Below are 20850 nucleotides of genomic sequence, written 5' to 3' on the forward strand. Positions count from 1 at the left end.
CGGTGCGGGCACTGACCGATCTGATCCTGCCGTTCGAGTGCGGTGGTTGCGGTCGGCCGGGAACGCGGTGGTGTGCCGCGTGCGCGGCCGAGTTGACGGACTGTCCGGTACGGCTGCATCCGCGTGTGGATCCACGGGTTCCGGTGTGGGCGCTGGGTCCCTATTCCGGTCCGCGCCGGCAGGCCGTCGTCGCCGCCAAGGAGCGCGGCAGACGCGACCTCTGCGAGCCTCTCGGTGCCGCACTCGCGGGTGCACTCGGGGTGCTCGGAGGGTGGGCGGAACTGCCGGAGGCGCCACTGGTCCTGGTGCCCGCCCCGACCCGGGCGCGCGCCGCACGGCGGCGCGGTGGCGACCCGGTGCGCCGGATGGCGGAGGCGGCCGTGGGCCGGGCCCGCGTGTGCCCCGCGCTCGTCGTGCGGCGGGGTGTCCGCGACTCGGTCGGACTGACCGCGGCGCAGCGGCAGGCGAACCTGTCCGGGCGAGTCCGGCTCACCCGCGCGGGGACGAACCTGAGCACGTACTGCCGCGCCCGTGAGCACGCGGCGATCGTCGTCGACGACGTGTTGACCACCGGTACCACTGCGGCGGAATCGGTTCGGACGCTCGGCCGGTTCGGGGTGCAGGTTGCGGCCGTCCTCGTCGTGGCCGGGGTGTGAGGTGAAATTCGTCCGAACGGTGGCACTCTCCAGGGTTACGTACTAGCGTCGCGGATACACCCGAAAGTACAGGTAGGAGGTGGACTTCGAGCCTGGCGCCGGGCGCCTTCCCAGTCGACGGACACCCGGCTGCGTTCCATTTGTCGCCACCGCCCGTCGAGGGCCGTGGCCGTTATCGGGAGGTACGAGTGACGACCCCTTCGCAAGTTCCGGAGATCGCCGCAGCGCGTGACGAGGCTGCTCCAGGTGAGACACCGACCGTCGAACCCACGGCCGAGATGGTCGTCAAGGGACGTAACGTCGAGATACCCGATCACTTCCGCATCTATGTCTCCCAGAAGCTGGCCAGGCTCGAGCGTTTCGATCCGTCCATCTTCCGATTCGACGTCGAACTCCAGCACGAACGCAACCGCCGCCAGTCCAAGGTGTGCCAGCGCGTCGAGATCACCGCCCGCGGCAAGGGGCCGATCGCCCGCGCGGAGGCGAGTGCCGACAGCTTCTACGCCGCGTTCGAGTCGGTGACCGCCAAGCTCGAGAGCCGGCTCCGCCGGACGAAGGACCGCCGCAAGGTCCACTACGGCGAGAAGACGCCGGTGTCGGTCGCGCGCGCCACCGCTCCGCTCGCCGAGGATGCCCTCCCCAGTACTCCCGAACCTTCTCTCGACGGGGAACACCCCGACGAACACCTTCCCGGCCGCATCGTGCGCACCAAGGTGCACAAGGCGACGCCGATGACCGTGGACGACGCGCTGTACGAGATGGAACTCGTCGGCCACGACTTCTTCCTCTTCCACGACAAGGAGTCGGACCAGCCGTCCGTCGTCTACCGTCGGCACGCCTTCGACTACGGGTTGATCCGCCTGGAGTGACCTGCACGCGGGCCGTGGCCGCCGCGCCGCGCGCCCCGCCGAGAGGACCCGACGCGAGGTCGGTTCACTCACCCGAGCGAAAGAACGCCTACCATGGAATCCGGTCGGAGTTTTCGGACCCGGCCGGATTTCGTGTGTCACTCCTGCCACCGACGATCCAACTACCGAAGATCAACCGCCGAAGATTGAGGACGAACGAGACGTGCCGTCGCTGTCGCTGTCGAAGCTGCTCCGTGTTGGTGAAGGTCGCATGGTCAAGCGGCTCAAGCACATCGCAGACCATGTCGAGTCCCTCGAGCCGGACTTCGAGTCACTGACCGATGCGGAGCTCCAGGCCAAGACGGACGAGTTCCGTCGTCGCTTCACGGACGGTGAGGCGCTGGACGAGCTGCTTCCCGAGGCATTCGCCGTCGCCCGCGAGGCGTCCTGGCGGGTCATCGACCAGAAGCACTACAACGTGCAGATCATGGGTGGCGCCGCGCTGCACTTCGGCAACGTCGCCGAGATGAAGACCGGTGAGGGCAAGACCCTGACCTGTGTGCTCCCGGCCTACCTCAACGCGATCTCCGGCGACGGCGTGCACGTGGTGACCGTCAACGACTACCTCGCTCGCCGCGACTCCGAGTGGATGGGCCGTGTGCACCGCTTCCTCGGGGTCGAGACCAGCGTGATCCTCTCCGGAATGAGTCCGGCGGAGCGGCGCGCGGCCTACGCGGCGGACGTCACCTACGGGACGAACAACGAGTTCGGCTTCGACTATCTCCGTGACAACATGACCCACTCGCTCGACGACCTCGTGCAGCGTGGGCACAACTTCGCCGTCGTCGACGAGGTGGACTCGATCCTCATCGACGAGGCCCGCACCCCACTGATCATCTCCGGCCCCGCGGATGCGTCGAGCAAGTGGTACTCCGAGTTCGCGCGGATCGCGCCGATGCTCAAGAAGGACGTGCACTACGAGGTCGACATCAAGAAGCGCACCATCGGCGTGCACGAGGCCGGCGTCGAGCTCGTCGAGGACCAACTGGGGATCGACAACCTGTACGAGGCCGCGAACTCGCCGCTGGTGAGCTACCTGAACAACGCGATCAAGGCGAAGGAGCTCTACACCCGCGACAAGGATTACATCGTCCGCGACGGCGAGGTCATCATCGTCGACGAGTTCACCGGCCGCATCCTGGTCGGCCGCCGCTACAACGAGGGCATGCACCAGGCGATCGAGGCCAAGGAACGGGTCGAGATCAAGGCCGAGAACCAGACACTCGCGACGATCACGCTGCAGAACTACTTCCGGCTCTACGACAAGCTCTCCGGCATGACCGGTACCGCCGAGACCGAGGCGGCGGAGCTGCACCAGACGTACGGGCTCGGTGTCATCCCGATTCCGACGAACCGGCCGATGGTGCGCGCCGACCAGGGCGATCTCATCTACAAGACCGAGGAGTCCAAGTTCGACGCCGTCGTCGACGACGTCGTGGAGCGGCACGAGAAGGGCCAGCCCGTCCTCATCGGTACGACCAGCGTCGAGCGCTCGGAGTACCTGTCCAAGCAGTTCACCCAGCGCGGTGTGCCCCACAACGTGCTCAACGCGAAGTTCCACGAGCAGGAAGCCCAGATCATCGCCGAGGCCGGGCGCTCCGGCGCGGTCACCGTGGCGACCAACATGGCCGGCCGTGGTACCGACGTCGTGCTGGGCGGCAACCCGGACATCATCGCCGACATCGCTCTGCGTCGGCAGGGCCTGGATCCGGTCAACACCCCGGAGGAGTACGAGGCGGCGTGGGCCGGTGAGCTCGAACAGGTCAAGGCCGAGGTCAAGGCGGATGCCGACAAGGTCCGCGAGGCGGGTGGCCTCTACGTGCTCGGTACCGAGCGGCACGAGTCCCGTCGTATCGACAACCAGTTGCGTGGCCGCTCCGGCCGTCAGGGCGACCCGGGCGAATCCCGTTTCTACCTGTCGCTCGGCGACGAATTGATGCGTCGCTTCAACGGTGCCGCGCTGGAATCGATCATGACCCGCCTCAACCTCCCGGACGATGTGCCGATCGAGGCCAAGATGGTCTCGCGTGCCATCAAGAGCGCGCAGACCCAGGTCGAGCAGCAGAACTTCGAGATCCGCAAGAACGTCCTCAAGTACGACGAGGTGATGAACCAGCAGCGCACCGTCATCTACGCCGAGCGGCGCCAGATCCTCGAGGGCGAGGACATGGAGGGCCAGGTCGAGCAGATGATCGACGACGTCGTCACCGCGTACGTCGACGGTGCGACCGCCGAGGGCTACGTCGAGGACTGGGATCTCGATCAGCTCTGGACCGCGCTGAAGACGCTCTACCCGATCGGCCTGGACTACAAGGAACTGGTCGGAGACGACGAGGACGGCGTGGTCAGCGATCTCTCGGCGTCGGAGCTGCGGAAGTTGATCCTCGACGACGCCCACGCGGCGTACGCCCGCCGCGAGGCCGAGGTCGACGCGATCGCCGGTGAGGGGGGCATGCGCGAGCTCGAGCGGCGAGTGCTGCTCAGCGTCCTCGACCGCAAGTGGCGCGAGCACCTCTACGAGATGGACTACCTCAAGGAGGGCATCGGGCTGCGCGCGATGGCACAGCGCGACCCGCTGGTCGAGTATCAGCGCGAGGGCTACGACATGTTCACCGGCATGCTCGAGGGCCTCAAGGAGGAGTCCGTCGGATTCCTGTTCAACCTGCAGGTCGAGGCCGCGGCGCCGCAGACGACGGGGACCGGGGTGGACGTCACCGCGGCGAGCGCCGCCGCGAGCGCCCAGTCCGCGCCCGCCGTCGGTGGCTCCGCCCCGCGGCAGGCCGCTCCGGCGCCTGCCCCGACGCCGACGGCGCAGCCGGCTCCGCCCGCACTGCGGGCGAAGGGACTCGACGACGCCGAGCCCGCTCGTGGACTGACCTTCTCCGGACCGTCCGAGGACGGAGGCACGCAGTCGCGTCGCGAGACCGCGGGCGGCGGCGACGGCGCCACGGTCGGCACCAGGAGGGAGCGCCGCGAGGCGGCCCGCAAGCAGACGAAGTCCGGCAAGAAGGGCGGCCGCTCGAAGCGCAAGCGCTGACGGCTGGACCGGGCCCCCACGGCCGACTAGGCGAACAGCAGGGAGGTCACTCGCCACCCGCCGGCCGTCTGTTCCATCCGGCCGGCGAAGGCGGGCGAGCGCTCACCGCGTGCGTACCGCCCGAAGAACTCGACGACCTCCGCCGGGCCGGAGTCCCCGGCCGCCGGGTGCGGGGGACCGGAGTGAACCGGCCGGAGATGGACGGTCTGCAGGATCGCCGTCCCCCGAGACCCGCGGCGCGCCCCGGCGGTGGCGAGTCGGTGCAGGTGCTCGACCACTTCGGGCGCGAAGAATGTACGCAGCTGGTTCGGGTTGCGTCGCCGGTCGACCACCTCGAGTGCTCGCCGTATGGCCAACTCGGCGAATGCGCTGCTGTCGCGTGGTGCGGCCGGCTCGCGCATCGCCGCTCGTGTGGGCGACCGTCCGTCGTGGGGTGAACTCTGTGCCGCGCCGCGTCCGCCGAGCGGTCGGTGACGTGTCCCGGGTACCGGCAGGTGCGCACACGGCTCGCCGATCGCACCCAGCGGCGGCTCGCAGCATGGCACTCCGGAGAGATAGGTGTAGCCCTCGTCCATCGCGTGTTCCCCCTCGATCCCCACGTGCCTCGGCACGCCCCGCGCCATGCTCGCACATTCGGGCCGAACGCGCGCGGCAATCGGGCACCGAGGTGCCCGAGTCCGTCTCGCCGAACGCAGGCCCGCGTCCTAGGGTGAGGGCGTGCGAGCATTGATATCGGACTACGCCGGCGTCCTCGACGGGCCCGATCCGGAGGCCTCCGTTCTGGTCGGCCTCCTCGGGGACGCTCGCGGAAACGGTTGCCGTACCGCGATTCTCAGTAACGACCAGGGTGGCCCGCAGGCGTCGGCCCTGCGTTCGCTCGCCGGCTCCGTGGTCGATGTCGTGGTGCTGTCCGGGGACGTCGGGGTGGCGAAACCGGACCCGCGGATCTACCGGATAGTCGCCGAACGGCTCGGCGTGGAGCCGCAGGCCTGTATCTTCATCGACCGGGAGCCGGGTGACGAGACACCGGCAGAAGACAGCGCGGAACGAACAGGGGGAGATGCGGCGACATGACGAACCGGCTCAGCGCGCAGGACGCGTCGTTCTACTTCCTCGAGGCGGGCAGCACCCCGATGCACGTGGGTTCGCTCGCGGTGTTCCAGACTCCCCGGGGCGGATTCGACTACGAGCATCTGCTCCGTCTGGTCGAGGAACGGCTCCGGCTCGTGCCCCGCTACCGGCAGAAGGTGCGCGAGGTGGCGTTCGGCCTGGCCCGGCCGGTGTGGGTCGACGACCGGGACTTCGACATCGAGTATCACGTGCGTCGCTCGGCGCTTCCCCGGCCCGGGTCGGACGCGCAACTGCACGACCTGGTCGCGCGGCTGATCTCGCGGCCGCTCGACAACACCCGTCCACTGTGGGAGATGTACCTCGTCGAAGGTCTCTCGCGTGGCCGCTTCGCGATCTTCACCAAGTCCCACTCCGCGCTGGTCGACGGCGAATCGGCACTGGACATCGGGCACGTGATCATCGACGCGGAGAAGCACCCCGACCGGCTCGACGAGGAACTCTGGATGCCCGCGGCGGAACCGGGGACGGCGACGCTGGTCGCGGGAGCGCTCACGGAGATGATCGCCCGTCCCGCCGAGGCGGTGTCCGCCGTGCGCGGTGCGGCGTCGGACGTCGCGTCGATGTTCGCGGGCACCGCCCAGGTCGTGGAGAAGGCGGCCGCGGTCCTGCGCACTGCCACCTCGTCGGCACCGTCGAATCCACTGAACGCGCCGATCTCGCGCAGCCGTCGCTATGCCGTGGCGAAGACCGAACTGGACGACTACCGCAAGATCCGGGCTCGGTACGACTGCGAGATCAACGACGTGATCCTCGCGGTGGTCACCGGGGCCCTGCGGAACTGGCTGCTCTCGAGAGGTGAGCCGGTGACCGAGGCGACGACGGTGCGCGCGATGGTCCCGATCTCGGTGTACCCGGACGTCGAGGAGGCGGAGTCGGGACCGGTGCGGGGACGCCCGCCGGTCGAGGATTCCGACCAGGAACGAGGCCGGGTGTCGTCGTTCCTCATCGACCTGCCGGTCGGCGAGCCCAACACCGTGGTGCAGCTCTCGCACGTGGCGCACGCCACCGCGGAGTTCGAGCGGCAGAGCCAGCGGGTGACGGCGCAGACGATGATGCGCCTGTCCGGGTTCGCCCCGGCGACCTTGCACGCGATGGGAGCACGTGCGGCGAGTAGCTTCTCGCAGAGGATGTTCAACCTGATGATCACCAACGCCCCGGGACCGCAGGCGCCGATGTTCGTCGGCGGTGCGCGGATGCTCGAGATGTATCCCGTCTCGCCGTTGCTGAAGAATCAGACACTGAGCATCGCGTTGACGTCCTACGACGGCCGTGTCTACTACGGTTTGAATGCAGACCGCGATGCGATGTCCGACGTGGATGTGGTGGCGGCTCTGCTCTACGAATCTCTCGAGGAGTTGTCGGATGCCAGTCGGTGACGGAGGGGGAGACGCTGTGACCCGCGTCTACATTCCTGCGACGATCGAATCGTTGACCCGGCTCGTCGAGGATCGCCGTCTCGATCCGATGAGCCGCACGGCGTTCGCCGTCACCCCTACGCTGCGGGAGGCCTACGCGTCCGGCGACGACGAGGAGCTCGAGGCCGTCGCGATGGCCGAGGCCGCGCGCGCCTCGTTGCGGCTGCTCGCCGCGAAGGAGGGCGAGGACGGGGTCCGTTTCCGGCGGGCCGTCATCGCTGCCGACGTGGCTGACGTGACCGTGCGGCCGGATCTCGACGACGCCGTCGTGCGGCTCGCGGGCCCCGTGTCGATCGACGAGGTGGCGTCGGTCCACGTCGATCTGGAGGCCGCCGAGCCCGATATCGAACGGGCGGTGGCGGTCGTGGACGAGGCTGATCTCGGTGATCCCGAGGCCGAGTTCGTTCTCGGTGACGCCGAGGACCATCCGCTGGCGTGGTATGCGACCCAGGAACTACCGTTCCTCCTGGAGTTGCTGTAACCGGAGCTGTTGTCACTCGTCCCTCCTGGAGTTGCTGCTCCAGGGGTGGCTACCTCGAAGTAACCTACGGTACCGTAACCACACCTACGGTACCGTAGGTGCAGATCGGAGAGGTGACACGGATGAGCTTGAAGGATTGGATCGAGGCACCCGCCGCGGCCGTCGTGCCCGCGGGGCGGTCCCGACTCAATTGGCTGCGCGGTGCGGCCGCGCGATTGACGACCCCGCTGCTCCCGGACGACTACCTGCATCTGGTCAACCCGCTGTGGTCGGCGCGCGAGTTGCGTGGCCAGATCGTCGAGGTGCGCCGCGAGACGGCGGAGGCCGCCACCATCGTCATCAAGCCCGGGTGGGGGTTCGACTTCGGATACGCACCCGGCCAGTACATCGGCATCGGTCTGCATCTCGAGGGCCGCTGGCACTGGCGGTCGTACTCCCTGACCTCCCCGCCGAACTGGGAGGGCAAGCGGATCTCGATCGCGGTGAAGGCGATGCCCGAGGGGCTGTTGTCGAGCCACCTCGTCAACGGGGTGCCGTCCGGCACGATCGTGCGGCTGGCCGCACCCACCGGCAACTTCGTTCTTCCGGATCCGCCTCCGGAAAAGGTGTTGTTCCTCACCGCCGGCAGCGGTGTCACCCCGGTGATGGCGATGCTTCGGGCGATGGCACGCCGGGGTCACGTGCCCGACGTCCTGCACGTGCATTCGGCGCCCACTCGGGACGACGTCATGTTCGCCGAGGAGATCGCGCAACTCGACGCCGACCACTCGGGGTTTCGCTCACATGTCCAGCTCACACGCAGTCAGGGCAAGTTCTCGCTGGCCTCGCTCGACGAACTCTGTCCGGACTGGCGAGAACGGCAGACGTGGGCGTGCGGCCCGTTGCCGATGCTCGACGAGATCGAGAGCGTGTGGTCCGAACAGGGCATTTCCGAGTTCCTCCACCTCGAGCGTTTCGCGGTCTCCCGCGCCGACACGTCGGGCGAGGGCGGAACGGTGACCTTTGCAAAGTCGGGAAAATCGACCACAATCGACGGTGCGACAACTCTGCTCGAAGCGGGGGAGCGAGCCGGTGTGCTCATGCCGTTCGGTTGCAGGATGGGCATCTGTCAGACCTGCGTGCTCCCGATCGTCGAAGGCCACGCGATCGATCTGCGGTCCGGTAAGGATCATGCAGAAGGTGACCGGGTCCAGACGTGCATTTCCGCCGCCGCAGGGGATTGCACGCTCGACGCCTGACCTTCTCGAACGATCGATACATCGCTCGGCAGGTACCTCGCACAGCCAGTTTTCGACACGCACTGCTCGACCACGGAGGACGCCGGTGGCCATCACCGACATCAAACAGTTCGCCCACCTCACCGAGGCGGACATCGAATCGCTCGGCCGCGAGCTCGATGCGATTCGTCGCGATGTCGAGGACTCCCGCGGGGTCCGCGACGCCAAGTACATTCGCCGCACCATCAGGTTGCAGCGTGGCCTCGAACTCGGCGGCCGGATCATGCTGTTCGGCAGCAAGTTCCGACCCGCCTGGGTGGCCGGCACGGCGTTGCTGTCACTGTCGAAGATCATCGAGAACATGGAACTCGGCCACAACGTCATGCACGGCCAGTGGGACTGGATGAACGACCCCGAGATCCACTCGATGTCCTGGGAGTGGGATCAGACCGGGCCGTCCGAGCACTGGAAGCGTGCACACAACTACTCGCACCACACGTTCACGAACATCGTCGGGATGGACGACGACGTGGGCTTCGGCATCCTCCGGATGACGCGGGACGAGAAGTGGCGGCCGATCAACCTGCTCCAGCCGCTCGCGAACGTCGTCCTGGCGGCGACATTCGAGTGGGGGATCGCGCTGCACGACCGCGAGGCCGCCCTCGAGCTGGAGGGTGCGACGCCGGGGAAGATCAACTCGCAGGCCAACAAGGACTTCGCCCGCAAGATCTTCCGGCAGGTGGGCAAGGACTACGTCCTGTTCCCGGTGTTGACGGGCCCGGCGTGGAAGAGCACGCTCACGGCCAACCTCACGGCGAACGTCGTGCGCAACCTGTGGGCCTATGTCGTGATCTTCTGCGGTCACTTCCCGGACGGCGCGGAGAAGTTCACGGTCGCCGAGTTCGAGAACGAGACTCCGCACGAGTGGTACCTGCGGCAGATGCTGGGCTCGGCGAACTTCACGTCGGGTCCCGTCATGGGATTCATGAGCGGCAACCTCAGCTACCAGATCGAACACCACCTCTTTCCGGATCTTCCGAGCAACAGGTACCCGGAGATCTCGGCGCGGGTGCGCGATCTGTGCGACAAGTACGACCTCCCGTACACCACCGGATCGCTGGCGAAGCAGTACCTGCTGGCACTGCGCACGATCCACAAGCTCGCGCTGCCGGACCGTTTCCTGCGTGCCACGTCCGACGACGCCCCGGAGACCTCCTCGGAACGCAAGTTCGAGCGGGCCGAGGCGGCACTCGAGACGTTGCGCACGGATCCGGTCACCGGCCGGCGGGTGGGTCTGCTCTCCGCGTTGAAGAGCCGCGCCGAGGCCAGGATCCCGGCCGGTGCCAAGGAACTCACGGCCGGTGCCACTGCGGGTGCCAAGGAGTTGACCGCCGGCGCCACGGCCGGTGCCAAGGAGCTGACGGCCGGCGCCAGGGGTTTCACCAGAAGGCGTCGACGGCGTTCGTGACTTCTCTCACACCTACGATCTCGTAACCTACCGGACCGTAACCTACGGTACGGTAGGTCCCTGACGGGCGTGCCCTCCGACGCCCGCAGGGAGGAGGTCAGCCAATGGCTATCGCAGACGTCATGGAATACGCGCACCTCACCGATGCCGACGTCGAGGCGCTGGGCCGCGAGCTCGACGCCATCCGTCGTGACATCGAGGACACGCGCGGCGAGCGCGATGCGCGGTATCTGCGCAACACGATCCGACTGCAGCGCTCGCTCGAGATCGGTGGCCGTGCGGTGCTCTTCGCCAGCCGTCGCCGACCCGCGTGGCTGCTCGGTGCCGGGATGCTCGGTGTCTCGAAGATCATCGAGAACATGGAACTCGGCCACAACGTCATGCACGGGCAGTGGGACTGGATGAACGACCCCGAGGTCCACTCGAGCACCTGGGAATGGGACAACACCGGCCCCTCGGCGCACTGGAAGCAGACGCACAACTACCTGCACCACAAGTACACGAACGTCCTCGGGATGGACGACGACGTGGGCTACGGGCTGCTGCGGGTCACCCGCGACCAGCGGTGGAAGCCGTTCAACGCCGGCAATATCCTCTACAACGCCCTGCTCGCAGGGTTCTTCCAGTGGGGTGTCGCCGTCCAGCATCTCGAACTCGGCAAGGTCGCGAAGGGGCGCGTGCCGAAGGAGGAGACCCGGCGCAAGCTCCGTGAGGTCGGCGCCAAGATGGGTCGGCAGGTCGTCAAGGATTACGTGATATTCCCCGCCCTGACCGGCCCTGCCTGGAAGAGCACCTTCACCGCGAACTTCGCGGCCAACACGATCCGCAACGTGTGGACCAACGCGATCATCTTCTGCGGACACTTCCCGGACGGCGCCGAGAAGTTCACCAAGGAGGACATCGACACCGAGACGCAGGCGGAGTGGTACCTGCGTCAGATGCTCGGCAGCGCGAACATCACCGGTGGGCCGCTCATTCACTTCATGAGCGGCAACCTGAGTCACCAGATCGAGCACCACCTGTTCCCGGACCTGCCGAGTAACCGGTACGCCGAGATCGCGGTGCGGGTGCGGGAACTGTGCGACAAGTACGACCTGCCGTACACGACCGGGCCGTTCCTGGTGCAGTACGGGAAGTCGTGGCGCACCATCGCCAAGCTGTCGCTGCCGAACAAGTACCTGGTGGACACCGCGGACGACGCCCCCGAGACCGCGTCGGAGCGACGTTTCGAGGGACGCCGGTACGGCGACGTCGACCCGTCCACGGGGCGTCGCCGGGGCCTGCGGACCGCGATCGCCGACGTGCGCGGTCGCCGCGGCGTCACCGGACTGGTCCGTCGAGTTCGCGAGCGCGTCAGCGCCTAGCTGCTCGTCGGACGTTGCCGGCCCGTCACGCCCTCCCCGAACGCGGGGAGGGCGTGACGCGTCTACCAGGTCTCGTTGGTCGCGATCGCGGCGAGCAGGCCCCGCACCGCCGACACGCGCGCCGCGGAATCGCCCTCGAGCCGGTCGAGGGCGCATTCCGGGTCCGCGGGCGGGCCCAGGTGGGTGCACCCTCTCGGGCAGTCCGCGATTGCCGCGGCGAGGTCGGAGAAGGCGTCGACGACGTCCTCGGGGGAGATGTGGGCGAGGCCGAAGGACCGGATCCCCGGGGTGTCGACGACCCATCCGCCGCCGGGGAGGTGCAGGGCCACCGACTGGGTGGAGGTGTGGCGGCCCTTCCCGACTCCCGACACGACTCCCGTGGCCCGGTCGGCGTCGGGGACGAGCCGGTTCACCAGGGTCGACTTCCCGACGCCGGAGTGCCCGATGAGCGCGGTGACCGTCCCGTCGAGTATCGCGGTCACCGCCTCGACCGGATCGTCCTGTCCGCCGAGCACCACCGGGACGTCGAGGTCGGCAAACGTGGCCGCGAACTCCTCGGACGGTGCGAGATCGTTCTTGGTCAGGCACACGACGGGACGCAGTCCACCCGCGTAGGCCGCCACGAGGGCGCGTTCGACGAATCCGGTGCGTGGCGGCGGGTCGGCGAGAGCGACCACGATCAGCAGCTGTTCCGCGTTCGCGACGACGATGCGCTCGTAGGGGTCGGTGTCGTCGGCCGTCCGCCGCAGAACGGTGGCGCGCTCGCTCACCCGCACGATGCGGGCCAGCGTGTCCGGCCGCCCGGACAGATCGCCGACCACCCCGACTCGGTCGCCGACGACGATCGGCGTCCTGCCGAGTTCCCGTGCTCGCATCGCGACGACCACGTGCTCGGGGTTTCCGTCGATGGCGCAGCCCCATCGGCCACGGTCCACGGAGATCACCATCGCCTCGAGTGCATCGAGGTGTTCGGGTCGGGTCTTGGTGCGGGGACGACTGCCGCGTCCGGGCCGGATACGGACGTCGGACTCGTCGTACCGGCGCGGGCTCAGGACCGCGCCCCCGTGTCGGTGGCGACCGCGTTACCCAGCATGGCGTCCCACATGCGCTCGAAGCCGGGCAGGGTCTTCGAGGTGGTCGCGATGTCGTCGACCGACACGCCGTCGACGACGAGGCCGATGATCGCGCCCGCGGTCGCCATCCGATGGTCGGCGTACGAGTGCCAGTGGCCGCCGTGCAGCGGAACGGGCTCGATGTCGAGACCGTCCGGAGTCTCGGTGACCCGGCCGCCCAGTGCGTTGATCTCCGTCGAGAGTGCTGCCAGCCGGTCGGTTTCGTGCCCGCGCAGGTGCGCGATGCCCCGCAGGTGGGACGGCCCCGAGGCGACGGCGGCGAGCGCGGCCACCGTGGGGGTGAGCTCGCCGAGATCGTGCAGATCGATGTCGATCCCGCGCAGCGAACGCGGGCCTCGCACGGTGAGATCCGTTCCTTCCCTGTGCACTTCGGCGCCCATGGACTCGAGTATCCCGCGGATCGCGTCGCCCGGCTGGGTGGTCCGCTCGGGCCAGGACGGGACGGTGACCTCGCCTCCGGTCACCGCGGCCGCGGCGAGGAATGCCGTCGCGTTGGACAGGTCGGGCTCGATGTTCCAGTCGATCGCGTGTACCCGTCCCGGCCGCACCCGCCAGGTGTTCGCCTCGCCGCCCGAGGCCGGGGTCGTGACGTCGACTCCGGCGGTGCGCAGCATTTCCACCGTCATGTCGATGTGGGGCATCGACGGCACCGGTTTGCCGTCGTGATGGACGGTCACGCCCTCGTCGAACGCCGCACCGGACAGCAGCAGCCCGGACACGAACTGGGACGAGCCGGAGGCGTCGATGGTCACGGTGCCGCCACGGAGGGCGCCGCGGCCGTGCACGGTGAACGGCAGGGTGTCGCCTGCGATGTCCGCGTCGAGGGCACGCAGGCCGGACAGCAGGGTGTCGAGTGGCCGCGTCCGGGCCTGCTCGTCTCCGTCGAAGACGACGTCGCCGTCGGCGAGTGCGGCGAGCGGCGGGACGAACCGCATGACGGTGCCGGCGAGCCCGCAGTCCACTGCTCCGCCGTGGAACCGGCCGGGGACGACCTCGAGAGTGGGCCCGTCACCGCTGATCGCGGTGCCGAGTGCACGGAGGGCGCCGATCATCAGGTCGGTGTCACGGCTGCGGAGTGCCCCGGTCACCGTGGACGGGCCGTCCGCCAGCGCGGCCAGGACGAGGGCCCGGTTGGTGATCGACTTCGATCCGGGCAGGGTGACGGTGGCATGGATCGGCGACGAGACACGGGGTGCACTCCAGAAACTCACCGGTCCATCTTCGCTCATCCCCGACTCGGCGGCGAGAGTGCCTCGCACCGCGCGTCGACCGCGCGGATGTCACCGCGGGATGAGAGCCTGGACGCCATGTGCGGCAGGTATGCGATGGTCACCGACCCGGCCACCCTCGCGACCGAGATCGACGCCCTCGACGAGACGTGGCAGGACCAGGCCGGCGAGGACGGAACGGGGCCGCACCTCCCGAGCTACAACGTCGCGCCCACCACCCGGGTACCCGTGGTGGTCTCCGGGGGAGGCGCACGGAGGATCCGGTGTATGCGGTGGGGTCTCGTGCCGTCCTGGGCGCGGGACCTGAGCGGGCCGCCGTTGTTCAACGCCCGCTCGGAGACCGCGCACGAGAAGCCGGCGTTCCGCGATTCGTTCGCGTCGATGCGGGCGCTGATCCCGATGGACGGCTGGTACGAGTGGGCGAACGAGTCGGATCGTTTCGGCCGAACGGTCTCCCGGCCCCGCTTCCTGTCGCCCACCGACGGTGGCCGACTGTACGTGGCCGGTCTGTGGTCCTACCGGCGCCATCCACAGCGGCAGTCGAGGCTGTTCAGTTGTGCGGTCCTCACGACGGCGGCGGTCGGAGAGTTGAAGGACGTACACGATCGGATGCCGGTGATCCTGCCCGCAGAACGCTGGGAGCGCTGGCTCGATCCGTCCGTTCCCGCGGATCCGGCGCTGCTCGAGCCGGCGGCCGAATCACTCGCCCGAATCGGGATCAGGCCCGTCTCCACCCGGGTCAACGACGTGCGCAACGACGGCCCGGGCCTGGTGACTGCCCGATCACCCGGGTCGTCCGACGATCAGGTGCCCGGGGTGGGCGAGCAGTTCACCCTGTTGTGAGCGTCATCCGGCGCTGATCGGGGCAGTGACCGCCGCGCACAGACGTACCAGGTCCGCCGGTGCGAGTTCGATCTCGAGCCCGCGTCGGCCACCACTGCAGAGCACCCGGTCCCACTCGAGGGCGGACGCGTCGATCACCGTCGCCAGCCGCTTGCGCTGGCCGAGCGGCGACACTCCGCCGAAGACGTAGCCGGTGGAACGCTCGACGTCCGCGCGCTCGGCCATTGCGGCCTTCCCGGCTCCGAGGGCGGCTGCCGCCGCCTTGAGCGAGAGGCGGTTCGGGACGGGGAGTACGGCCACGGCGAGCTTTCCGGTGTCGAGGGACACGACCAGGGTCTTGAACACCTGGAGGGCCGTCACCCCCAGTCGTCCACCGAGTGCATCGACGGCCTCGGTGCCGAACGATTCGGCGCGCGGGTCGTGCTCGTAGGTGTGGATCTGGTGCTCGACCTCCTGCTTCACCAGCAAGGTCGTCGCGGGCGTCGCGGTTCCGGCCATGGTCACCACTGTGCCATGACGCGCCGGCGAACTCCGTCCGTCGCACGGTCGGGAACAGTCGTGAGGTGTCCGCTGTTGTGATCGTCAGACGCTTCCCGAAGCCGAACGACCGGGACATGCGGGCGTGACGGACGACCGACGAAGAGGAGTGATCGCGACAGTGGTGACCACGGTGTTGGAACGCGCGCGACCGCAGCCGGACGAGGTGATCGGGACTCGGGTGTTCGAGAGGCATGCCCCGACGGTGGCGGTACCCTTGAGCCCGACGTCGACTGAAGGGATCAGCGTGCAGGAACAGGACGGTCCATCGGACGACAAGCCCGCCTCGGGTGAGGCCACGGATCCGGTGGAATCGCAGGAGGCGCTGATCGCTCGCTTCGAGCGTGACGCTCTCCCGTTGCTCGACCAGCTGTACGGCGCCGCGCTGCGGATGACCCGCAATCCCGCCGACGCCGAGGACCTGGTGCAGGAGACGTACGTCAAGGCGTATTCGGCGTTCCGGTCGTTCCGCGAGGGCACCAACCTGAAGGCGTGGCTGTACCGGATCCTCACCAACACGTACATCAACTCGTACCGGAAGAAGCAGCGACAGCCCGCGCAGTACCCGACGGACGAGATCACCGACTGGCAGCTCGCCGCCACGGCGGAGCACTCGTCCACGGGCCTGCGGTCCGCGGAGGTGGAGGCGCTCGACGCCCTGCCGGACGACGACATCAAGGCCGCCCTGCAGGCGTTGCCGGAGGAGTTCCGGATGGCGGTGTACTACGCCGACGTCGAAGGCTTCCCGTACAAGGAGATCGCGGAGATCATGGGTACGCCGATCGGCACCGTGATGTCGCGACTGCACCGTGGCCGCAAGCAACTGCGAGGTCTGCTCGCGGAGGTCGCGAGGGAACGTGGCTTCGACCGGAATTCGTCGACGACGGCGGCCGAATCGACAGGGTCGGCCGAGCAGGAGGTAACGCGGTGAGCGAGCAGGACGAATTCGAGCGGCTGGACTGCTCGGCGGTCATTGCGGACGTGTGGTTGATGCTCGACGGGGAGTGTGACGACGCGTCGCGCGCGCGCCTCGAACGGCACCTCGACGAGTGCGGATCGTGCTTCGAGGCCTACGGGATAGAGGAGAAGGTCAAGAGCCTCGTCAATCGCAAGTGCGGCGGCGAGCACGCGCCGGACGGGCTGCGTGAGCGCCTGACCGTCGAGTTGCGCCGCACCGTCGTGATCACCCGGACCCAGACCGCGGACGACGCCGCGCAGAGCGAGCGGTGACAGCGCCGCCCAGAGGAAGCGCACACAGCGAAGCGCACACCGACGAAGCGCACACAGACGAATCGGGGCCGGAAAGCGTATCGCTTTCCGGCCCCGATCACGTTGCGACGGCGCGTCAGGCGTTGGGACGCTTGCCGTGGTTTGCGGCGTTGCCCTTACGGCTGCGCTTCTTGCGGCCACGCTTACCCATGTGTGGACTCCCTTCTGTTTCACTCCAGTCTTTCACGTGTGATTGGGTGGGACGACAACAGGGCTGGGCGTTGGGCCCGGCCGGCGGTGGAAGAGTGAGGACGCAATGGCGGAAGACGTGCGCGCGGAGATGGTGTCGACGGTGTTCCAGATCGTCGTCAGTGCGGGCGACGAGGTCGCCGAGGGTGACACCCTGGTCATCCTCGAGTCCATGAAGATGGAGATCCCGGTCGTGGCCGAGGAAGCCGGCACCGTCAGCTCCGTCGACGTGAAGGTCGGCGACGTCATCCAGCAGGGCGACCTCATCGCCACGATCTCCTGATCCGTGTCCACACTGAGCGATCTGCTCGCCGAGCACACCGATCTGCCCGGCGGCGCGGTCGACCACCTCCAGCGGGTCGTCGGCGAGTGGCAGTTGCTCGCGGACCTCTCCTTCGCGGACATCCTGCTGTGGGTGACCACGGCGCCGGGCGGGCAGGGGGAGGCCGGCCGGGTGATCTGCGTGGCCCAGTGCCGTCCGACGACGGCGTCCACCGCGTTCGCCGAGGACGTCGTGGGCACCGTCGCCTCGGAGTCCGAGCATCCTCAGGTACGCAAGGCGTTCGCGGAGGGCGCCGTCGTCCGCGCCGAGGGACACAGCGCGCACCCCGGCGTTCCGCCGCGGGGCGAGGCGTGGCCGGTGCGTTGGGGTGGGACGGTGATCGGGGTTCTCAGCAGGGACACCAACCTGTCGCACCAGCGCACCCAGAGCCCGCTCGAGGTGGCCTACCTCGACAGCGCCGAGGACCTGTGCCAGATGATCAGCGACGGCACGTTCCCGACGCCGCAGTCGCGGACCGTCGCGAACTCGAGCCCTCGGGCCGGCGACGGATTCATCCGTCTCGACCCGGCGGGCAAGGTGGTGTATGCGAGCCCCAACGCGCTGTCCGCCTACCATCGCATGGGTTCGAGCTCGGATCTGCTCGGTCAGGATCTGGCCGCGGTGACCCAGGCCCTCGTGACCGATCCGTTCGAGTCCAGGGACGTGGCCGCGTACATCCGGGACACGTTGGCGGACAAGCCTGGTCGTTCGATGGAGATCGAGGCACGGGGTGCCACCGTGGTCGTGCGCGCACTGGTGCTCGAGCCGGCCGGCCGCATCGTCGGTGCCGTCGTCGTCGTGCGTGACGTCACCGAGGTCAAACGCCGCGACCGGGCGTTGTTGAGCAAGGACGCCACGATCCGGGAGATCCACCATCGGGTGAAGAACAACCTGCAGACCGTCGCGGCGCTGTTGCGGCTGCAGGCCAGGCGCACCGAGAACGAGGAGGCGCGGCAGGCGCTCACCGAGTCCGTGCGCCGGGTGACCTCGATCGCGCTGGTGCACGACACCCTGTCGATGTCCGTGGACGAGGAAGTCAACCTGGACGAGGTCGTGGACCGCCTGGTGCCGATCCTGTCGGACGTGGCCAGCGTGAGCACGCCGATCACGGTGCGCCGCGAGGGCAATTTCGGGGTGTTCTCCGCGGAGCGGGCGACGCCGTTGGTCATGGTGCTCACCGAGCTCGTGCAGAACGCCATCGAGCACGCCTTCGAGACGGGTGTACCCGGCACGGTGACCTTGCGGGCGTCGCGATCCGCTCGCGTGCTCGACGTCGTCGTGCACGACGACGGAAAGGGGCTTCCCGAGGGCTTCGACCTGGTCGCCTCGAACCGGCTCGGCCTGCAGATCGTGCGTACGCTCGTCGCGGCGGAGTTGGACGGCACGCTCGCGCTGCACGCCGCCCCGGGCGGGGGCACCGATGCGGTACTGCGGGTGCCGCTGGGCCGCCGCGGGTCCCGCGGGCCCGAGCGCTCCTGACGCCCGGCCCTCCCCGGAGCGTTCCGGGACGCCTCCTGTCGTGAGACAGGCAGCGAAAAGCCCGACACCATGTGGTGCCGGGCGTCCTCTGTCTGTCCGTCTGTCCGAAGTTCTTTTCGTGCCGAAGTCTCTACGCGGAGGTGCGAGCCCGGGTCCGTGCGTTACGGCGCTTGAGTGCGCGACGCTCGTCCTCGCTCATGCCACCCCACACACCGGCATCCTGGCCCGACTCGAGGGCCCAGGAGAGGCACTCGGCGGTGACGGGGCAGCGGTTGCACACGACCTTGGCATCGGCGATCTGCGCGAGTGCCGGGCCGCTGTTTCCCACCGGGAAGAACAGCTCGGGATCTTCGTCGCGACAGATAGCGTTGTGGCGCCAGTCCATTACTTCTACTCCTTGCCTGGGTGCATGCGTGTGCACCGTATCGTTTTCGCTGAGTTCATCTGTGCGTACAGAATGTTTCCGCACTGTTGCTTGTGAATGCTTTCACGAACTGGCGCGATGTCAATAGAAATAGCCTGTACCGTGGGGGAACTCACTCTGTTAGGTTTCCCTTCGCGCTTCGTCCTTCTTACCGCAACTCGGCCGGTAGTGCGACCGATCCGCGGTATCGGGCTGTACCGGCCGATCGTGGTGTGGATCACGGGGCAGGCACCGCCGCGGGAGCTCACCGAGCAGGCGGTGCCACCACGTCGAGGGCATCGGGCACGGACACGAACTCCACCCGGTCGCGGAGCCCGATGTAGTCGCCGTCCATCTGGAGGCCGATCGGCCGGGACGAGGTCAGGCGAATGCGGGCGGCGTCGTCGACCCGCAGTAGCGACTTCGAGTGCGGCGAGGCTCCCGGAGCCAGAAGCTGGCGCGCCACCCGCAGGGTGGTGCCCAGTCGGGTCGAGCGCATCGCGAAGAGTCCCAGCCCGCCGTCGTAGGTCGTGCCGGGGTTGGTGTGGATCGGGCGCGCGTTCAGGTAGGTCCAGGGGCTGGTGTTGGAGACGAAGGCGAAGTGGACGCCCTCGACGGGCTCGTGTCCGGGAACCTCCGCGGTGAGCGACGGCTCCGCCCCCTTGGCGGCGAAGAACGCCCGCACCGTCGCGCGCAGGTACTGGCCCGGCGTGGCGAGCTTTCCCGCACTGCGGTGCGCCTCCACCGCCTCGCAGACCTGCGCGTCCAGGCCCAGTCCGGCATTGAACGTGAACCACCGCTCATCGCAGTGCGCGAGCCCGATGCGTCGGCTCGTGCGGTGTCCGATGAGATCGATCACCTGGTTGGTGGCTTCCACGGGGTCGGGGGAGATGCCGAGGGAGCGGGCGAAGACGTTGGCCGAACCGCCGGGAACCACCGCGATCGGCGGGATGGGGCCGACGGGCAGGTCGGTCAGACGAGTCGGGTGGGGGACGCCGAGGAGGCCGTTGACGACCTCGTTGACCGTCCCGTCGCCACCGTGCACGATGATCAGCCCCGTCGCGTCCTCGCGGGCCCGCCGGGCCAGCTCCGAGGCGTGGCCGCGATGCGTGGTGTGGGTCACGGTGAGGCGGACGCGACTGGCCAGGGCGTGGGCCAGGAGGTCGCGACCGGCCGCGGTCGTCGACGTCGCATTGGGGTTGACGATCAGCAGCGCGTGCACGGAGCATCAGCCTAGCCGGATGCCGGGCGAGTGCACCGGGCCGGTGCTCTAGGCTGGCCGGGTGCCGAAGCCGTCTCTGAACACCCAGGTTCCCACCACTGTCCGGACGGCAGGTGCCCTCGTCGCGCTCGAGGGTGCGGTTGCCGTCGGTGTCGCTCTCACGCTGGTGATTCGCGGTCTGCTCGGGCACGACCAGACCGTGGCGAGCGGGTACGGGACCGCGGCCTGGTTCGCGATTCTCGGCGGTGCCGTCCTCGCGGCCGGAATCGGCCTGGCGTTCGGCAAGCGCTGGGGGCGGTCCATCGCCATCGTCGCGCAATTGCTGCTGATCCCGGTTGCGTGGGCACTGCTCACCGACTCGCATCAGCCGGTGTTCGGCGGTCTTCTGGGTGTGGTCGTGCTCGGCGCGCTCGGTTGCCTGTTCGCGTCGCCGACGTCGCGGTGGATGGCCGCCGGGTACGGTGCTCCGGACGTGCTGGAGGAGCCGGGAGACGGCGAGGAACGCGGGAACGACGGTCGCGGGTCGGCTGTCGAACGCTGAGGCGTG

Annotated in this window: 22 protein-coding genes; 15 read left to right on the top strand and 7 right to left on the bottom strand. The window is 68.5% G+C overall.

Features of this window, described 5'->3' with window-relative positions; genetic code table 11:
• Nucleotides 1-2 precede the first annotated feature (2 nt).
• The 3 genes from G4H71_RS17845 to secA all read left to right on the top strand — a co-directional run bounded on the left by G4H71_RS17845 (nt 3) and on the right by secA (nt 4601).
• Nucleotides 3-656 (top strand): ComF family protein, encoded by a 654-nt coding sequence (locus G4H71_RS17845; RefSeq protein WP_371842133.1) that lies wholly within the window; start codon nt 3-5, stop codon nt 654-656.
• A gap of 188 nt (nt 657-844) precedes the next feature.
• Nucleotides 845-1525, top strand: coding sequence for a ribosome hibernation-promoting factor, HPF/YfiA family (gene hpf, locus G4H71_RS17850; RefSeq protein ID WP_072736509.1), 681 nt, complete (start codon nt 845-847; stop codon nt 1523-1525).
• Between the two features lie 202 nt (nt 1526-1727).
• On the top strand, nt 1728-4601 hold the full coding sequence (secA, locus tag G4H71_RS17855; protein ID WP_072736508.1) for a preprotein translocase subunit SecA: 2874 nt from the start codon (nt 1728-1730) through the stop codon (nt 4599-4601).
• 26 nt (nt 4602-4627) lie between these two features.
• Here the strand turns inward: secA and G4H71_RS17860 are convergent, their stop codons facing one another.
• Nucleotides 4628-5224 (bottom strand): Rv3235 family protein, encoded by a 597-nt coding sequence (locus G4H71_RS17860; RefSeq protein WP_139183184.1) that lies wholly within the window; start codon nt 5222-5224, stop codon nt 4628-4630.
• A 94-nt stretch (nt 5225-5318) separates the two neighbouring features.
• Between G4H71_RS17860 and G4H71_RS17865 the strand changes: the two genes are divergently transcribed.
• The 6 genes from G4H71_RS17865 (at nt 5319) to G4H71_RS17890 (ending at nt 11677) form a co-directional block, all read left to right on the top strand.
• Complete coding sequence (locus G4H71_RS17865; RefSeq protein WP_072736507.1) at nt 5319-5675, top strand: HAD family hydrolase; 357 nt, start codon at nt 5319-5321, stop codon at nt 5673-5675.
• On the top strand, nt 5672-7108 hold the full coding sequence (locus tag G4H71_RS17870; RefSeq protein ID WP_072736506.1) for a WS/DGAT/MGAT family O-acyltransferase: 1437 nt from the start codon (nt 5672-5674) through the stop codon (nt 7106-7108). Before G4H71_RS17865 ends, G4H71_RS17870 begins: the two co-directional genes overlap by 4 nt.
• A 16-nt stretch (nt 7109-7124) precedes the next feature.
• On the top strand, nt 7125-7628 hold the full coding sequence (locus G4H71_RS17875) for a DUF6912 family protein (protein ID WP_174561820.1): 504 nt from the start codon (nt 7125-7127) through the stop codon (nt 7626-7628).
• Nucleotides 7629-7750: 122 nt separating this feature from the next.
• Nucleotides 7751-8866 (top strand): ferredoxin reductase, encoded by a 1116-nt coding sequence (locus G4H71_RS17880; RefSeq protein ID WP_072736676.1) that lies wholly within the window; start codon nt 7751-7753, stop codon nt 8864-8866.
• 85 nt (nt 8867-8951) lie between these two features.
• Complete coding sequence (locus tag G4H71_RS17885) at nt 8952-10313, top strand: fatty acid desaturase family protein (RefSeq protein WP_083342932.1); 1362 nt, start codon at nt 8952-8954, stop codon at nt 10311-10313.
• Nucleotides 10314-10417: 104 nt separating this feature from the next.
• Entirely contained in the window at nt 10418-11677 is a 1260-nt protein-coding gene (locus G4H71_RS17890; protein WP_072736504.1) for a fatty acid desaturase family protein, read from the top strand.
• A gap of 62 nt (nt 11678-11739) precedes the next feature.
• On the opposite strand, the gene rsgA is transcribed toward G4H71_RS17890, so the two are convergent.
• Nucleotides 11740-12729 carry a ribosome small subunit-dependent GTPase A gene (gene rsgA, locus G4H71_RS17895; RefSeq protein ID WP_072736503.1) on the bottom strand — a complete coding sequence of 330 codons (990 nt, stop codon included), beginning with the start codon at nt 12727-12729 and terminating at the stop codon, nt 11740-11742.
• Nucleotides 12726-14039 (bottom strand): 3-phosphoshikimate 1-carboxyvinyltransferase, encoded by a 1314-nt coding sequence (gene aroA / locus G4H71_RS17900; protein WP_072736674.1) that lies wholly within the window; start codon nt 14037-14039, stop codon nt 12726-12728. The genes rsgA and aroA overlap by 4 nt, the downstream gene beginning before the upstream one ends.
• Before the next feature lie 78 nt (nt 14040-14117).
• Here aroA and G4H71_RS17905 point away from each other — a divergent pair, with 78 nt between their 5' ends.
• Nucleotides 14118-14882, top strand: a complete 765-nt coding sequence (locus G4H71_RS17905) for an SOS response-associated peptidase (protein WP_072736675.1) — start codon at nt 14118-14120, stop codon at nt 14880-14882.
• Nucleotides 14883-14885: 3 nt separating this feature from the next.
• On the opposite strand, the gene ybaK is transcribed toward G4H71_RS17905, so the two are convergent.
• On the bottom strand, nt 14886-15380 hold the full coding sequence (gene ybaK, locus G4H71_RS17910; RefSeq protein WP_072736673.1) for a Cys-tRNA(Pro) deacylase: 495 nt from the start codon (nt 15378-15380) through the stop codon (nt 14886-14888).
• A 346-nt stretch (nt 15381-15726) separates the two neighbouring features.
• On the opposite strand from ybaK, the gene G4H71_RS17915 reads away from it, so the two are divergent.
• Both G4H71_RS17915 and rsrA read left to right on the top strand, forming a co-directional pair.
• Entirely contained in the window at nt 15727-16350 is a 624-nt protein-coding gene (locus G4H71_RS17915) for a sigma-70 family RNA polymerase sigma factor (protein ID WP_246442927.1), read from the top strand.
• Nucleotides 16347-16649 carry a mycothiol system anti-sigma-R factor gene (rsrA, locus tag G4H71_RS17920; protein ID WP_072736502.1) on the top strand — a complete coding sequence of 101 codons (303 nt, stop codon included), beginning with the start codon at nt 16347-16349 and terminating at the stop codon, nt 16647-16649. The genes G4H71_RS17915 and rsrA overlap by 4 nt, the downstream gene beginning before the upstream one ends.
• Nucleotides 16650-16764: 115 nt before the next feature.
• On the opposite strand, the gene G4H71_RS22925 is transcribed toward rsrA, so the two are convergent.
• Nucleotides 16765-16839 (bottom strand): 50S ribosomal protein bL37, encoded by a 75-nt coding sequence (locus G4H71_RS22925; RefSeq protein ID WP_022597109.1) that lies wholly within the window; start codon nt 16837-16839, stop codon nt 16765-16767.
• Between the two features lie 105 nt (nt 16840-16944).
• Between G4H71_RS22925 and G4H71_RS17925 the strand changes: the two genes are divergently transcribed.
• Nucleotides 16945-17160: a biotin/lipoyl-binding carrier protein gene (locus tag G4H71_RS17925; protein WP_072736501.1), complete on the top strand. Its 216-nt coding sequence runs from the start codon at nt 16945-16947 to the stop codon at nt 17158-17160.
• A 3-nt stretch (nt 17161-17163) separates the two neighbouring features.
• Nucleotides 17164-18678 carry a sensor histidine kinase gene (locus G4H71_RS17930; RefSeq protein WP_072736500.1) on the top strand — a complete coding sequence of 505 codons (1515 nt, stop codon included), beginning with the start codon at nt 17164-17166 and terminating at the stop codon, nt 18676-18678.
• Between the two features lie 130 nt (nt 18679-18808).
• Here the strand turns inward: G4H71_RS17930 and G4H71_RS17935 are convergent, their stop codons facing one another.
• Both G4H71_RS17935 and G4H71_RS17940 read right to left on the bottom strand, forming a co-directional pair.
• Nucleotides 18809-19063 (bottom strand): WhiB family transcriptional regulator, encoded by a 255-nt coding sequence (locus G4H71_RS17935; protein WP_072736499.1) that lies wholly within the window; start codon nt 19061-19063, stop codon nt 18809-18811.
• Nucleotides 19064-19346: 283 nt separating this feature from the next.
• Nucleotides 19347-20303: a diacylglycerol/lipid kinase family protein gene (locus G4H71_RS17940; RefSeq protein WP_072736498.1), complete on the bottom strand. Its 957-nt coding sequence runs from the start codon at nt 20301-20303 to the stop codon at nt 19347-19349.
• A 61-nt stretch (nt 20304-20364) separates the two neighbouring features.
• Here G4H71_RS17940 and G4H71_RS17945 point away from each other — a divergent pair, with 61 nt between their 5' ends.
• A complete protein-coding gene (locus G4H71_RS17945; RefSeq protein WP_072736497.1) occupies nt 20365-20844 on the top strand; it encodes a hypothetical protein in 480 nt (159 codons plus the stop codon).
• The last annotated feature ends 6 nt before the right edge of the window (nt 20845-20850 follow it).

Source organism: Rhodococcus triatomae (assembly GCF_014217785.1).
Taxonomy (GTDB): domain Bacteria; phylum Actinomycetota; class Actinomycetes; order Mycobacteriales; family Mycobacteriaceae; genus Rhodococcus_F; species Rhodococcus_F triatomae.

Coding starts and splice junctions, on each gene's coding strand:
- G4H71_RS17870 (WP_072736506.1), top strand. CDS start 5,672: ATGACGAACCGGCTCAGCGCGCAGGACGCGTCGTTCTACTTCCTCGAG.
- G4H71_RS17925 (WP_072736501.1), top strand. CDS start 16,945: ATGGCGGAAGACGTGCGCGCGGAGATGGTGTCGACGGTGTTCCAGATC.
- G4H71_RS17890 (WP_072736504.1), top strand. CDS start 10,418: ATGGCTATCGCAGACGTCATGGAATACGCGCACCTCACCGATGCCGAC.
- G4H71_RS17860 (WP_139183184.1), bottom strand. CDS start 5,224: ATGGCGCGGGGCGTGCCGAGGCACGTGGGGATCGAGGGGGAACACGCG.
- G4H71_RS17880 (WP_072736676.1), top strand. CDS start 7,751: ATGAGCTTGAAGGATTGGATCGAGGCACCCGCCGCGGCCGTCGTGCCC.
- G4H71_RS17935 (WP_072736499.1), bottom strand. CDS start 19,063: ATGGACTGGCGCCACAACGCTATCTGTCGCGACGAAGATCCCGAGCTG.
- G4H71_RS17905 (WP_072736675.1), top strand. CDS start 14,118: ATGTGCGGCAGGTATGCGATGGTCACCGACCCGGCCACCCTCGCGACC.
- aroA (WP_072736674.1), bottom strand. CDS start 14,039: ATGAGCGAAGATGGACCGGTGAGTTTCTGGAGTGCACCCCGTGTCTCG.
- ybaK (WP_072736673.1), bottom strand. CDS start 15,380: ATGGCCGGAACCGCGACGCCCGCGACGACCTTGCTGGTGAAGCAGGAG.